A 14,901-nucleotide genomic window follows, 5' to 3' on the forward strand; every position below is an offset into this window, starting at 1 on the left:
AATGGTTTGTGGAAACGCAGCCTTTACCGGCAAACGGTTTTACCATGTGTACCGGTTCTTATGGCGTGCGTTCCGACAATGATTTAGTGAAAATGACCGAACAATTTGCCGATAGAATTTACTTTGCTCATTTACGTTCAACCCAGCGTGAAGACAATCCCTTTAGTTTCCATGAGGCTGCTCACTTAGAGGGAGATGTAGATATGTTTAATGTAGTAAAAGCACTACTCACTGAAGAATATCGCCGCTTAAATAACGGCAAGACCCGTTTAATCCCTATGCGTCCGGATCACGGACATCAGATGTTAGATGATTTACATAAAAAAACCAATCCGGGCTATTCCGCGATTGGTCGATTAAAAGGTTTAGCCGAATTTCGTGGATTAGAAATGGCGTTAAAGAAAGTTTATTTCAATAAGTAGCATTGTTTCCATCAAAAAGGAGACAATGGAAAAAGCGTTATTCGTTCTGTCATTATTATCTTTCACTGTGTTTCTCCAAAAGACATAATAAAAGGTAACTATGCTTCTAATGTTTACGCTATTCTAATTTATAAATATCATTAACCATTAAAATTAGCACTTTCAATAAGTGCTGATTTTATCTAGTAAGATGAAAAAATATACTGGCGAAATACTTCTCTTTATTGTGACATTTATTGCCGCATCAGGTTGGTTCTTTTCTAAGTATTCTTTAGAAGGCATGCCAACAATGGGATTTATCGGTCTAAGATTTAGCTTAGCGGCTCTCATCTTTATTCCTTTTTCTTTTCACGCAATAAAAGCGCTTACAAGAACACAACAGTTAAAAGCCAGTTCTGTTGGACTGGCTTATATCGTTGCGATGATTTTATGGATTAACGGACTAATTTATAGTGAAGACTTGGGAGAAGGTGCGTTTATTTATAGCTTATCAATGCTTATTGCACCGTTAATCTCTTGGTTTTTATTTAAACATCAGCCTAAAATAACATTTTGGTTTGCCTTACCTATAGCTGCGTTAGGACTCTATTTCTTATCAATTAAACAAGGATTTATCCATTTTTCCCTGAGCAATATTTTGTTTTTACTTGCCTCAATAAGTGGCGCTTTTTATTTTGTATTAAATAATCAATATGCGAAAGAGGTTGATTCTCTGTCACTCACGACAATACAACTAGGTATTGTAGGTATCTCTGCCAGTATTTATTCTTTATTATTTGAACAATGGCACATCCCTATTCCAGCTGAAACATGGTTTTGGTTTTTAGGTAGTGTTTTAATCACTACAAATATTCGCGTACTATTACAAACCGTTGCTCAAAGAAGATGCCATGTCAATACTGCCGCAATTATCATGTTATTAGAACCGGTATGGACATTGATATTAGGTTGCTTAGTATTAAAAGAAAATATTTTCCTCACGAAAATAATCGGATGTTTATTAATTTTTTCTGCGATATTTATTTATAGATTTAATGCTAAAAAAGAACGGTCATAAAAACTCTGATTTTTACGACCGCTCTTTTTCTTAGACATTTGCAGGTTTTACAATCTCACTTGGATAGCAACCTAAAATTTTTAAGTAATTACTATGTTTTTTCAACTCTTCCAACGCTTCTTGAGTATCCGGATGATGAATATTCGCTTCAATTTCCAAATAAAACATTTCTTCCCAAGGTTTACCGTAAATAGGACGAGACTCAAGCTTCGTCATATTAATTTGATATTTTTTAAATATCAAAAGTGCATCAGCCAAAGAACCTGCTTGTTGCGGTGTGGTCATCAGCAATAAAGTTTTAGTGTGAATTTGCGGAGAAACTTTACGTGCATCCCTTGATACTACAATAAAACGGGTAATATTGTTTTCTTGATTCGCAACATTCGTTTTTAATACGCTTAAGCCATATAGTTTTCCACCGTCTTCATTACCTAATGCAGCAATATTTGGCTTATTCAAACTTGATACTAACTGCATGGCATGTGAACTACTTTCGCAATATTCAATATGAACACGATCTAAGCTATGAATAAATTGACTGCATTGCTGAATCACTTGCGGATGGCTATACAAAGTATCAATTTGGCTCAAACTCGTCGCCTCACTAACTAAAACACAATGTTTAATCGGGTAAGCAAGCTCGCCGACAAGGAATAAATCCGTATGTTGAAGTAAATCATAGACCTCATTAATAGCCCCTGAGGTCGTATTTTCTAAGGGAAGAATACCAACATCCGCTTCGCCATTTTTCACTTTTTCAAATACTTGCTCAAACGATTGGCAGCCGAGTTCTATAAACTGCTTTTGATAACGTGCAGCATAATTACGTGCGGCTAAATTAGAATAAGATCCCCGTTTCCCCAAAAAAGCGATATGCAAATTTTGACTACGTTGCTCATTCAACCGATTTTGCAAATATACTTGTTGAGTTAATACGGAATCCTCAATAATCTTTTGGAAAATTGAAGTGATATATTGTGGTTCAAGCTGATAATTTTCATTCTCTGCAAATTGTATAAGCTCTTGTAGAAGTTGCTGCTCCCTTTCCTCATCACGTAAAGCTTTTTGGGTTATTTCTTTACTTCTTACCACATCAAAAGCCAAACGATGACGTTCGGAAAGTAACTTCAAAAGATTTCGATCTATTTGTGTAATTTGCTGTCTTATTTCAGACAATTCTAAAGCCATAGTCATCCCTATTTAAAAATCACTGCGTCTTTTGGATCATATTTTGATGCATCAAGCGGTATATTTTGTGAGTTCTTCCAAATATATTTAGCTAATACTTCGGCATCAATAAAACCCGTATTTAAGAAAGTAGGATTGTTAGTGACAACAGGATAACCATCGCCACCTGCTGCATTATAGCTTGGCAAAGAAACCCGATAAGTTTTCGATAAATCCAGTAATTTACCTTGAATTTTCACGTTTTCCACTTTTTGAGTAGCTTTATTTACCACCATAGAAATACCGGAATATTGCGCATAAGCCCCGGAATCAACTTCTTTTAACGCAACTACATTTAAATAATCAAGTAATTCCTTACCGGTTAAATCCACATAACTTACAATATTACCAAACGGATGCACTTTTAAAATATCACGATAAGTGACTTTACCCGGTTGAATAGAATCTCGGATACCACCTGAATTCATAATGCCAATATCTGCACCGGCACGTTCTCTCTGTGCTTCTGCAATTAAACGACCAAGGTTGGTTTGTTTAAAACGAATAACATCGCGATCTCCTTCTAATTTGCCCTTTAACTTCCCAAGCTCACGTCCTAGTAATTCGTCCCCTTTATTTTGATAGCTTTTTAACAATTTTTCTATTTCCGGATCTTGAGGAATAACCTCGCCATAATTAATATACTCGGTTTTACCATCTTCTTTTGTTACTTTCTTCTTCAAATTCACTGGAATTAATTCATACTTTGCAAGTTTCAATTCACCATTTTTAAACTCAAAATCCGCACGTCCGACGTATTTACCCCACTCATAAGCCTGCATAATCCAAGTACCGTTTTGATAATCCGGTTTGCAAGATTGTGTCGGTTTATAATCCTTAATCCATACTCCTTTTTCATCCACACAAACAGGATCGTGGCTATGTCCTCCAACTATCATATCAAATGCGCCTTTATCTAAATTACGTGCAAGCGATACATCACCGGGCGCATTAGATCCGTGTTGTGCATCGTAATAATAGCCCATGTGGGTTAAAGCAATTCGCACGTCCGGTTTTGCCTTTTCATTTAGTTCTTTTAATGTTTCTTTCGCAGATTCTGTCGGATCTTTAAAGACAACATTACCTGTATATTCAGGATTACCGAGTTTTGCCGTATCCTCTGTAGTTAATCCTACTACCGCAACTTTTAATCCCTGTTTGTCTAAAACGATATAAGGTTTAACAAGCGGTTGGTTCGTTTTCTTGTTGAGCACATTTGCAGATAAGAAAGGGAAAGTAGCCCAAGATTCTTGCATTGCAAGCATTTGCAATGGATTGTCAAACTCATGATTGCCCAATACCGTTGCTTCATAGCCCATCGCATTCATCGCTTGGATATCCGGTTCGGCATTTTGCATATCCGATTCAGGCACGCCGGTATTAAAATCACCTGCATTTAATAAAATAACTGAACCACCCTTTTTCTCCACTTCAGCTTTCACTCGATTAATAATTGTCTTTTGTGCAGGAAAGCCATATTCACCCTTATTATTCGGCCAGAAATGCCCATGGGTATCATTAGTGTGAAGAAGTGTGAAGTGGTAAGTTTTGTCCTGCTCGTACGCCATTACAGCAGATGTTGCAAGAACTAAAGGCAAAAATGTAAATAACTTTTTCATGAAAACTCATCCTAAATTAACCGCTCTTTCTAGAGCAAATAAAATAAAAAAGCTATACTTCTTTTAAGGAAATATAGCTTTCTAATCAAAAACAATTAAATCAGTACTTGGGCTGGTGTAACATACCCGTGTGGCGCTTGCTCTTTATCCTCAAAGGTAACAAATTCCCATGCCTCCTGATTTGCAATTACCGCCCGAAGCAATTTGTTATTTAGACCATGACCCGATTTATAAGCTTTAAAATCACCGATAATGTTGTAACCCGCCATATAAAGATCGCCAATGGCATCCAACATTTTATGACGGACTAACTCATCTTTAAAACGCAACCCTTCTTCATTCAAAATACGATAATCATCCAATACAATGGCATTGTCTAAGCTACCGCCAAGTGCTAAACCTTGAGATTGGAGATATTCTATATCTTTCATAAAACCAAAGGTTCTTGCACGACTGATTTGATGAACAAATGCTTGGGGTGAGAAATCCATCACATAGTTACGCACATTTTTACCAATGGCAGGATGTTCAAAATCAATGGTGAAATCTAAACGGAAACCATTGTAAGGAGCAAACTCCGCCCATTTATCGCCATCTTCTACCCGCATTTTTTGTTTAATACGGATAAATTTCTTCGCTGCGTTTTGCTCTTCAATACCGGCATCTAACAACAAGTAAATAAACGGACTTGAACTACCATCCATAATCGGAATTTCAGGAGCATCAACCTCGATAATAATATTATCAATTCCGAGACCTGCTAACGCCGCATTTAAATGTTCAACGGTTGAAACACGAACGCCTTGCTCATTGACAAGTGCGGTACAAAGCATCGTATCTCGTACGGAATCCGCATTTGCCGGGAATGTTAGCGGCGGATTTAAGTCGGTACGACAGTAAATTACACCGGTATTTGGCATTGCCGGACGTAATGTTAAAGTCACCTTTTTGCCGCTATGCAAACCGATCCCAGTTACTTTAACACTTTGTTTTAATGTTCTTTGTTTAATCATCATTCTCTTTACCTTATTGTTTCACAACAAGATTTTATTTATTACTTATCGTTTTGATCTATTGCGTTCGGATCAAATTTCTTAAAAGAAGACAAACGTTCGGTGATAGGTCTTTCCAAGCCACCACGATAATCTGTCGGCTGTGGGTTTCTCTCCGGAGAACGTATCGGCTCAGGCTGTTTAAATGTTGTAATAGGTTGTTGCTCTTGCGTTCTTAACGGAATCGAGTGTGAATTCCCATCTACCGGTTGGTGAAGCGGTGATAACGGTTGAGCCGTTTTTTGTACCTGAATGGTCTCATTTGGCGTAATTTCACCCAAACCTGTTGCGACAATAGTTACGCGGATTTCATCACTCATTTCCGGTATTAATGTTGTCCCTACAACAATCGTTGCATCTTCCGAAGCAAAACTATGGATAGTATCACCTACTACGTTAAACTCATCAAATGCAATATCAAAACCGCCCGTGATATTAATTAAAATACCCTTCGCATTGGTTAAATCAACTTTTTCCAACAAATCGTTGCGTACAGCAATTCTTGCTGCTTCCTCAGCACGACCTTCACCCGGTGCGCCATGTGCGGAACCAAAGCCAATCATCGCCTGTCCCATCTCCGACATGACGGTTCTCACATCGGCAAAGTCAACATTAATCATGCCCGGCGAGGTAATCATATCTGAAATACCCATCACAGAGTTACGCAGTACATCATTCGCAGCAGCAAATGCATCAATTAACGTTGCATTTTTAGGGAGAACTTTTTGAATTTGCTGATTAGGAATAATGATCATTGAATCAACGTATTGGGCAAGATCCTTGATCCCTAATTCGGCAAATTGCATACGCTTTTTACCTTCAAAAGCAAATGGTTTGGTGACAACCGCAACAGTTAAAATACCCAATTCTTTTGCTACTTTGGCAACAATAGGTGCAGCACCTGTTCCTGTCCCCCCCCCCATACCGGCAGCAATAAAGACCATATCGGCACCTTCAAGCATTTTACGGATCTCTTCTTGATCATCTTCCGCAGCTTTACGTCCCACATTAGGATTTGCCCCGGCTCCAAGACCTTTTGTTGTCGCGCCGCCAATTTGTACCGTTTGCTGAACTTGGCTTTTCCGTAATGCTTGTGCATCGGTATTCACTGCATAGAAAATTATTTTTCCATGCTCTTCGCTATCAAGAGTATTTTCACCAAGAAGAGTACCGCCAATGTCTTGTTTAATCATATTGGCGACCATATGGTTTACGGCATTACCGCCACCGCCGCCAACACCGACAACCTTAATCAGTGCGCCTGATTGTTCTTCAAAATCACCATAATCTGGATATAACATTTGCGTTCTCCGTTCTGCTAATACTCTGCTAGCATTCTAATAAAGTTAAACTGCTTCTTATTGTAGATGAAAATTCAAAATAATCAAAATTCTGACCGCACTTTATTTGCGATTTTTTTAATTCCCGACCAAATTGTACCGAAAATATTCCCTTCCGAATCGTCATCGCCACCGATAAGATCATCACTATTACTATGGCTATACTGTAACAACCCTATTACTGTTGAATATTGCGGACGATTTACATAATCAGTTAAACCGGTAATATTTAACGGACTGCCGATTCGCACTTGGCAACCAAATACATCCATCGCACACTCTTTTAAATCCTTAATTTGGGCGCCGCCACCGGTAATGACAACTCCGGCAATTAATTCAAATTTAATATGGTTACTTTCTAAATTCGCTTTTAGCCTATCTAATTCGTCCTTCACAACACCAAGAAGTTCCGTATAACGTGCTGAAGTGATTAAAGATAAATCACTTGTAGTTAAAGAACGGGGGGCTCGACCGCCGATACTGGCAACTTCAATCTTTTTATCGCCGTGTAAACGAGCCGGATAGACCGCACTTGCATAGTTCACCTTAACCCGCTCCGCTTCTGCACGAGAAATAGTGCAGGCGTGGGCAATATCATTGGTCACAATATTACCGGCGTAGGGGATCACTTTACTAAAACGTAAAGCACCATTGGTGAAAACCATCACATTCATTGTACCCGCACCGAAATCAATCAAACAAACACCAAGGTCTTTTTCATCTTCAGTTAAAACCGAATGAGTTGCAGCAAAACCTGAGAACACAACTTTATCAACTTGTAAACCGCAACGCTCCACGGCCTTTTTTAAATTATTTTGCCAATCTTGATGACAAGCAATCAAATGTACGTGAGCATTCAAACGAACGCCTTGTAAACCAAGGGGATTTTTAATATTTAATTGACGATCCACCGCATATTCTTGTGGGATGACGTGTAATAAAGAGACACCTTCCGGCAATTTAATTGTGCTTGCATTATGCAAGGCAGAATCTATTTCATCTTGCGTAACTTCACTCTCGCCAATTGGAACAAATCCATTTTCATTTAAACTTTGAATATGTTCTCCGGTAATTGCCAAAGTTACACTCATAATCTGGCAATCCGCCATTGACTCTGCCGACTCAATAGCACGTTGAATGGAGCTCACAACCGCATCTAAATCCGTAATACTTCCGCTATCAATTCCCTTTGAAGGGCAGCTACCGACTCCCAATACGTTTACTACGCCATCCGGTAATACTTCACCAACGACAGCAACGACTTTTGATGTACCGACTTCAAGTCCAACAATTGCCTTTGTTTCAACCACTTTTGCCATATTTTATTACACCCGCTAAATCTTATTTATCCGTCATTCCGACTGCTGCACCCGATGTATATCGTAAATCGACATAGTCAATTCGTTTGCCTTCTTCAACTTCAATTTGTGGATAAATTGTCACAAAACGCTCGAGTTTTGATTTCCATTCTCCACGCCCTAACTTCAGTACTATATCATTATCAAGTGTAACTTGCCACGCACCGCGAGCATCAATAGTTACACCTTTTACATTTAAATTTTTCGCCTTGAAATCAGCATAAATCTGATTCCATACCTCAAGCACTTTTTGGCTCTGATAATCCGGGCCGCCTAAATAAGGCAACACTTTATTTTTTAAACGCTCCATCGGCAATTGGAAAACGGTTCCGTCTTTTGTGACAAACTCCGTTTTATTCCAAATCGCGACCGGAATATATTCTGTCAGCCAAATACTTAGGCGATTTGGCCAAACTTTACGAACAACCGCACCTTTTATCCAAGGTAAGGTTTCAATTTGCTCTTGAATAACTTTAACATCCTGTCCCCAAAAGCCTTTTAATGAGCCCATTTTAAGCAAAACATCCTGAACGTCCGCATAATCGGTAAATTCTGTTTTACCGACGAGCGCATAAGCACTAATTGGTTTAGAATCAAGTCCTTCCAACCAATTTTGCCAATTTGAATAAACAAAATACCCAAATCCGATACATAATATGGCGATCAATAGACGAAGTTGTAAAAAATATTTGAATCTTGATTCGCCATACCGGGTATTTGGTGTGCTTTTACGTTTCAGCACATTCATTGCGCGCTCAACTCCAGAATATTCACGACAAGTTGCTCAAAAGAAATGCCCGCCGTTGCAGCCGATTTTGGGAATAAACTATGACTGGTCATTCCCGGATTGGTATTAACTTCCACCAACCGGAAATCTCCCTTCGCATCACACATCACATCAATACGGCTCCAACCGCGACAGCCTACCGCATCATAAGCCTGCTTGACCAGTATTGCCAATTCCTGTTCACGTTCTGCGGTTAACCCTGCCGGACAAAAATATTTCGTATTATCGGAAATATATTTTGCCTCATAATCATAAAATTCACCTTCAGGTACGATACGAACTGCGGGTAATACCCGCCCATCTAACACAGGCACAGTCAATTCATCACCGGCAAGCCATTCTTCAATCAAAATTGTGTTATCAAATTTAAGTGCAAATTCAACCGCACTTTTTAAACTTTCTACGCTTTCAACCTTTGTTAAACCTACGCTAGAACCTTCTAAAGAAGGTTTAACCATTAACGGTAGCCCCAATTTTTCCACGACTGCTTGCGGATCTAATTGAGCTAAATTATCACGTGTCACCACCGCCATCTCGGCAACAGGTAAACCAAAAGCTTTCCACAACATTTTAGTGCGCATTTTATCCATCGTCAAAGCGGAGGCCATTACGCCACAGCCGGTATAAGGTAAACCGATTTGCTCTAATAAACCTTGCATGGTTCCGTCTTCACCGCCACGACCATGTAAAATATTAAATACACGATCAAAGCCGTCTTTCTTAAGATTTACAACATCATATTCTTTCGGATCTATAGGATGGGCGTTATAACCTTGGCTGACAAGGGCATCTAAAACCGCTTTACCGGAATTTAAAGAAACTTCCCGCTCAGCTGATGTCCCCCCTAATAATACGGCAATTTTTTCTTGTCTTAAATTCATTTTATATCCTATTTATCATGACTAATTTTCATATTTTTGTAGGTTTAAATTTTCGTATCCTACACTAATTTTTCCAAGAATCTGCCAAACCACGAGAAATTTTACTCACGCTACCGGCCCCTTGCGCCAAAATTAAATCACCGTCTTGAATAATTTGATCGAGCACTTCGCCTAATTGCATTATATCCGATACCAAAATAGGATCTACTTTACCCAAATTACGGATTGAACGGCAAAGTGCTTTACTGTCAGCCCCCACAATTGGTGTTTCACCGGCAGCATAAACATCCAGCATAACCAGCGCATCCACTTGTGAAAGCACTTGAACAAAATCATCAAATAAATCACGGGTACGTGAATAACGATGCGGTTGGAAAATCATCACAATGCGCTTATTTCCCCAACCTTCGCGTGCCGCTTTAATCGTTACCCCAACTTCGGTTGGGTGATGACCATAATCATCCACTAAACGCACTTTTCCGTTTGGACGAATAAATTCACCAAGTTGATCAAAACGACGCCCCGCACCTTGGAAATCAGCAAGTGCCTCTAAGATCGCTTCATTATTAATGCCTTCTTCCTTGGCTACCGACAATGCCGCCGTAGCATTTAACGCATTATGTTTGCCCGGTACATTGAGCAGCACATTAAGATATTCCCCGTTTGGACAAACCACTCTATAATGCCCCTGAAAACCGATTTGCTCGTAGTCTTCAATACGGTAATCCGACTGTTCACTGAAACCGTAAGTAATAACCTGACGTCCCACTTTCGGAGCCAGTTCCATTAAAACAGGGTCGTCCGCACACATCATCGCTAAGCCGTAGAAAGGAAGATTATGAAGGAATTTCACATAAGTGGCTTTCATTTTCTCAAAATCGCCTTCATAAGTATCCATATGATCCGGCTCAATATTCGTTACAACAGAAACCATGGGCTGTAAATGCAAGAAAGAGGCATCGCTTTCATCCGCTTCCGCGATTAAATAACGGCTCACACCAAGGTGGGCATTTTTTCCTGCAGATTTCACTAATCCGCCATTCACAAAAGTAGGATCTAATTTTGCTTGCGTATAAATCATCGACAACATTGCTGTTGTAGTTGTTTTACCGTGCGTTCCCGCCACTGCGATACCGTGACGAAAACGCATAATTTCTGCCAACATTTGTGCACGTTGGATCACCGGAATACGATTTTGTTTTGCCGCAATCAATTCCGGGTTATCTTCACGAATCGCACTTGATACAACAACAACACTCGCTCCATCAATATTTTCAGCTTTATGACCAATAAAAACGCTTGCTCCCGCCTGTGCAAGACGTTGGGTAACCGCACCGTCTGCGATATCCGAACCTGAAATTCGATAGCCTTCATTCAAAAGAATTTCAGCAATTCCACTCATACCGGCACCGCCGATACCAATAAAATGAATTTGCTGAACCCGGCGCATTTCAGGGATAATTTTTCTAATTTCTTCATGAGAATGTTTCATCTTATTTCCTTCTCTCTTTCGGAAAATATTTAACCGTTCAAAAAGTGCGGTCAAAATCCCAAAGATTTCTACATGATTATTTTGCGTTTTCAATAATGACACTAGCAACGTGCTGAGCCGCTAATGGTGCAGACATAGATTTTGCCTTGATCGCCATTTGTAAAAGTTCATCACGCGTAAAATTCTGCAAATAATTAACCAAAATGTCAGGCGTTAAATCTACTTGTTCTACAATTTTAGCCGCCCCGACATCGGCTAAATATTTTGCATTAAGATATTGTTGCCGATCTTTATGTTGGAACGGAATAAAAATTGCTGGCGTACCGACAGCGGCAAGTTCGCATACCGTCAATGCACCGGAACGACAAATCACCACATCCGCCCACGCATAGGCCTCCGCCATATCATCAATAAACTCTGTAATTTTTATTTTCGAGGCGTTCTTTCCATAAAGTTCGGTCACATCTTTTACGGCGCCTTTCCCTACTTGATGACGAACCTCTAATCTATCCACAAGTTGTGAGACAACTTTTGGCAGAGTTTGATTCAATACTCGGGCTCCTTGGCTCCCGCCCACCACAAGTACGCGCAATTTTTCACCATGATGGGAAAAACGTTCCTCCGGTGACGGAATTTGAAATAAGCTTTGGCGTACGGGGTTACCGACAACCTCCGCACTCGGAAAAGCATTTGGAAAGGCTTGTAATACACGGGTTGCAATTTTTGCAAGCCATTTATTGGTTAATCCTGCAACGGCATTCTGCTCGTGCAGAATAATCGGTACACCACACAGTTTTGCCGCTACACCGCCTGGCCCGGAAACGTAGCCCCCCATACCTAACACGGCGTTCGGCTTTTCCTCTCGGATAATTTTTTTTGCTTGAAATATGGCTCGTAAAATAGCAAAAGGCGCACTTAATAAGGCTTTAATGCCCTTCCCCCGCAACCCGGAAATTTGAATAAAACGAATCGGAATGCCGTGTTCCGGTACAAGTTTTGCCTCCATACGATCTTTTGTACCAAGCCAGCAAATTTCCCATCCTTGTTGTTGTAAGGTTTGGGCAACTGCGATAGCTGGGAAAACATGTCCGCCCGTGCCTCCCGCCATGACCAATAATTTTTTGGATTTATTCATTTTTATTCCTAATCATCACGCAAACGCGCTTGTCCGCCCCGCTGTAAACGGTTTTCATGGTCAATACGCAATAAAATACCAATCGTCGCCGACATAATAATAATACTTGAACCGCCGTAGCTCACTAACGGGAAAGTTAAACCTTTTGTCGGCAGCATACCTAGCGCCATACCTAAATTCACAAAGCCTTGAAAGAAAATCCAAAAGCTAATACCGAAAGCAAAAAAGCCACGAAAACGCTGTTCTAATTGTAGTGATTCACGACCGATTTTTAATGCGCGGAAAACTAGCAATCCTAATAAAGCGACGATCACAAAAATACCGATAAAACCGAATTCTTCACCAATAATTGCCATAATGAAGTCGGTATGCGCTTCCGGTAAATAATCTAATTTTTGAATAGAATTTCCTAAACCTTCCCCTGTTATTTCCCCCCGTCCGAATGCCATAAGCGAGTTAGTCAGCTGAAATCCCGTACCATAGGGATCTTTAAAAGGTTCTAAGAAACCGGTAAAACGTTTTAAACGATAAGAGGCGGAAACCACTAACCACACAAGCAATAATATGCCGGTAACAAATAAACCGACAAATTGCCAGAAGTTTGCGCCGACAATAAAAAGCATCCCAAAGGTAATAACAAACAATACGACCGAACTACCCAAATCCGGTTGGGCCAATAAAAACCCTCCCATAATTCCCATAACAATGAAAGGTTTAAAAGCACTTAATTTATTTGACCGCACTTCATCATAACGGCGAGTGAAATAACTAGCCAAGAAACAAGCAAGCGCTAATTTAGCAAATTCTGCCGGTTGGAAATTAAGTACGCCAAGAGAAATCCAGCGTTTTGCACCATTTACAGAAGAACCAATCACTAGCACTGCAAACAGTAATAGAATCGCTAAGAAAAAAATTTTAACATGCCATTTTTCCCATTGTTGGGTCGAAATTTGCATGCTGAAATAGCAGGTTAAAAGCGAGAGAAACACATAAAATGCATCACGTTTGGCAAAATAAAATGCATCATTAAATAATCTCGAGCTATACGGAATAGAAGCTGAAGTTACCGCAATCAAACCAATGAGCAATAAAATCACAAAAAGCCAAAACAACGCACGATCATATAATAATCCCTGCGGTGTAATTCTGGTCCAACTATCAAGATTCTGTTTAATTTTCTGAATAAATTCCATTGCTCTATTAATTAATTTAATTGTGCTAAACGAGTAAATTCTTCACCGCGCTTTTCAAAAGAAGCGAATTGATCAAGACTTGCGCAAGCCGGTGATAATAGTACCATATCGCCCACTTGTAATGTCGGTCGTAAAAAGTTAATCGCTTGCGCCATAGTTTCAAATAGATAGCTTTGTGGAGAAAGTTTTGCCAGCTCCGCCCCATCACGCCCAAAACAATAACAAATAATATGAGGCTGATTAATCAATTCGGCTAATTCGGAAAAATCAGCCCCTTTTCCATCCCCGCCTAATAACAAGTGCAATTTACCTTCGACAAATAAACCTGTCAGTGCGGCAACGGTACTTCCCACATTGGTTGCTTTAGAATCATTAATCCAACGTACACCGTTTGCCCGATAGGCTAATTGAAAACGGTGCGCTAACCCGCTAAATTGTCGAAGTGCGGTACGAATTGCCTCTAAATTTACCCCGACCGCCTGCGCTAATGCAGCTGCCACAAGGATATTCATATAATTATGACGACCGACAAGTGTAATTTCATCACAAGGTAAAATCACCTCATCTTTTACCATTAAATACTGTTTGCCATTCTCTGCTTTAATATAATAATCCGCATTATGCTCGGCAAAAGAAACTATCTTCTTCCCTTGATTTTTACCCTCACCAAAAGTCAATTTGTCTTCGTTATTCACCACTGCTGTTTCAGCCTGATGATAAACACGCAATTTAGCCTGACGATAATCCTCTAAGTCCGCGTAACGATCCATATGATCTTCCGTAACATTTAATACGGTTGCTGCCGTAGCTTTTAAACTGTATGTTGTTTCCAATTGAAAGCTGGATAGTTCCAACACGTAAAGGTCATAATCCTCATTCAGTAAAGAGAGCGCCGGAATACCAATATTCCCTCCCATACCTACTTTCAGTCCCGCTGCTTTCGCCATCTCGTAAACTAACGTGGTCACGGTACTTTTTCCATTTGACCCCGTTATCGCCACAATTGGTTTCGTGACTGCACGACAAAACAATTCAATATCACCAACAACTTCTACACCTAATGAAAGTGCGGTCTGAATTTCCGAAGTTTTTACCGCAAGCCCCGGACTGATAACGATAATATCGCTTTCATTCAACCAGCGTTGGTTTAAGCTGCCGGTATGAAGCGGAATATTTTTAGGAAGTTTATCAGCACCGACAGGATTTTCTCGAGTATCAATCACACGGATGTTTGCCTGTTGAGCTTTAAGATAATCAACACAGGACAAACCTGTTTTACCCAATCCAATAATAGTAACGGTTTTGTTTTGGTAACTGTTCATTTTATTTTACTTCTTA

The 14,901-nt window shown here is 39.8% G+C and carries 13 protein-coding genes; 2 read left to right on the forward strand and 11 right to left on the reverse strand.

Features of this window, described 5'->3' with window-relative positions; genetic code table 11:
- Together uxuA and BKL51_RS05350 are read left to right on the forward strand one after the other, a co-directional pair.
- Nucleotides 1-422, forward strand: a 422-nt coding sequence (gene uxuA / locus BKL51_RS05345; protein WP_143530545.1) for a mannonate dehydratase, incomplete at its 5' end; no start/stop codon positions are given.
- A gap of 190 nt (nt 423-612) precedes the next feature.
- Entirely contained in the window at nt 613-1,479 is an 867-nt protein-coding gene (locus BKL51_RS05350) for a DMT family transporter (RefSeq protein WP_077465706.1), read from the forward strand.
- A 30-nt stretch (nt 1,480-1,509) separates the two neighbouring features.
- On the opposite strand, the gene BKL51_RS05355 is transcribed toward BKL51_RS05350, so the two are convergent.
- The 11 genes from BKL51_RS05355 to murD form a co-directional block, all read right to left on the reverse strand.
- On the reverse strand, nt 1,510-2,667 hold the full coding sequence (locus tag BKL51_RS05355; RefSeq protein WP_077465707.1) for a chorismate mutase: 1,158 nt from the start codon (nt 2,665-2,667) through the stop codon (nt 1,510-1,512).
- A gap of 8 nt (nt 2,668-2,675) precedes the next feature.
- Nucleotides 2,676-4,325 (reverse strand): bifunctional UDP-sugar hydrolase/5'-nucleotidase UshA, encoded by a 1,650-nt coding sequence (ushA, locus tag BKL51_RS05360; protein WP_077465708.1) that lies wholly within the window; start codon nt 4,323-4,325, stop codon nt 2,676-2,678.
- Between the two features lie 95 nt (nt 4,326-4,420).
- Nucleotides 4,421-5,338: a UDP-3-O-acyl-N-acetylglucosamine deacetylase gene (gene lpxC / locus BKL51_RS05365; RefSeq protein ID WP_077465740.1), complete on the reverse strand. Its 918-nt coding sequence runs from the start codon at nt 5,336-5,338 to the stop codon at nt 4,421-4,423.
- A 41-nt stretch (nt 5,339-5,379) separates the two neighbouring features.
- The gene (ftsZ, locus tag BKL51_RS05370) at nt 5,380-6,678 is read right to left on the reverse strand and encodes a cell division protein FtsZ (RefSeq protein ID WP_077465709.1); all 1,299 of its coding nucleotides are present in this window, start codon (nt 6,676-6,678) and stop codon (nt 5,380-5,382) included.
- 83 nt (nt 6,679-6,761) lie between these two features.
- The gene (gene ftsA / locus BKL51_RS05375; RefSeq protein ID WP_077465710.1) at nt 6,762-8,036 is read right to left on the reverse strand and encodes a cell division protein FtsA; all 1,275 of its coding nucleotides are present in this window, start codon (nt 8,034-8,036) and stop codon (nt 6,762-6,764) included.
- A 22-nt stretch (nt 8,037-8,058) separates the two neighbouring features.
- Complete coding sequence (locus BKL51_RS05380; RefSeq protein ID WP_077465711.1) at nt 8,059-8,823, reverse strand: cell division protein FtsQ/DivIB; 765 nt, start codon at nt 8,821-8,823, stop codon at nt 8,059-8,061.
- Entirely contained in the window at nt 8,820-9,743 is a 924-nt protein-coding gene (locus BKL51_RS05385; RefSeq protein ID WP_077465712.1) for a D-alanine--D-alanine ligase, read from the reverse strand. Before BKL51_RS05385 ends, BKL51_RS05380 begins: the two co-directional genes overlap by 4 nt.
- Before the next feature lie 64 nt (nt 9,744-9,807).
- Complete coding sequence (gene murC / locus BKL51_RS05390) at nt 9,808-11,235, reverse strand: UDP-N-acetylmuramate--L-alanine ligase (RefSeq protein ID WP_077465713.1); 1,428 nt, start codon at nt 11,233-11,235, stop codon at nt 9,808-9,810.
- A gap of 76 nt (nt 11,236-11,311) precedes the next feature.
- Complete coding sequence (gene murG / locus BKL51_RS05395) at nt 11,312-12,370, reverse strand: undecaprenyldiphospho-muramoylpentapeptide beta-N-acetylglucosaminyltransferase (protein WP_077465714.1); 1,059 nt, start codon at nt 12,368-12,370, stop codon at nt 11,312-11,314.
- An 8-nt stretch (nt 12,371-12,378) separates the two neighbouring features.
- Nucleotides 12,379-13,563 (reverse strand): putative lipid II flippase FtsW, encoded by a 1,185-nt coding sequence (gene ftsW, locus BKL51_RS05400; RefSeq protein WP_077465715.1) that lies wholly within the window; start codon nt 13,561-13,563, stop codon nt 12,379-12,381.
- Between the two features lie 11 nt (nt 13,564-13,574).
- Entirely contained in the window at nt 13,575-14,885 is a 1,311-nt protein-coding gene (gene murD, locus BKL51_RS05405; RefSeq protein WP_077465716.1) for a UDP-N-acetylmuramoyl-L-alanine--D-glutamate ligase, read from the reverse strand.
- Nucleotides 14,886-14,901: the final 16 nt, after the last annotated feature.

The sequence above is a fragment of the Rodentibacter sp. Ppn85 genome (assembly GCF_001999335.1).
Lineage (GTDB): Bacteria > Pseudomonadota > Gammaproteobacteria > Enterobacterales > Pasteurellaceae > Rodentibacter.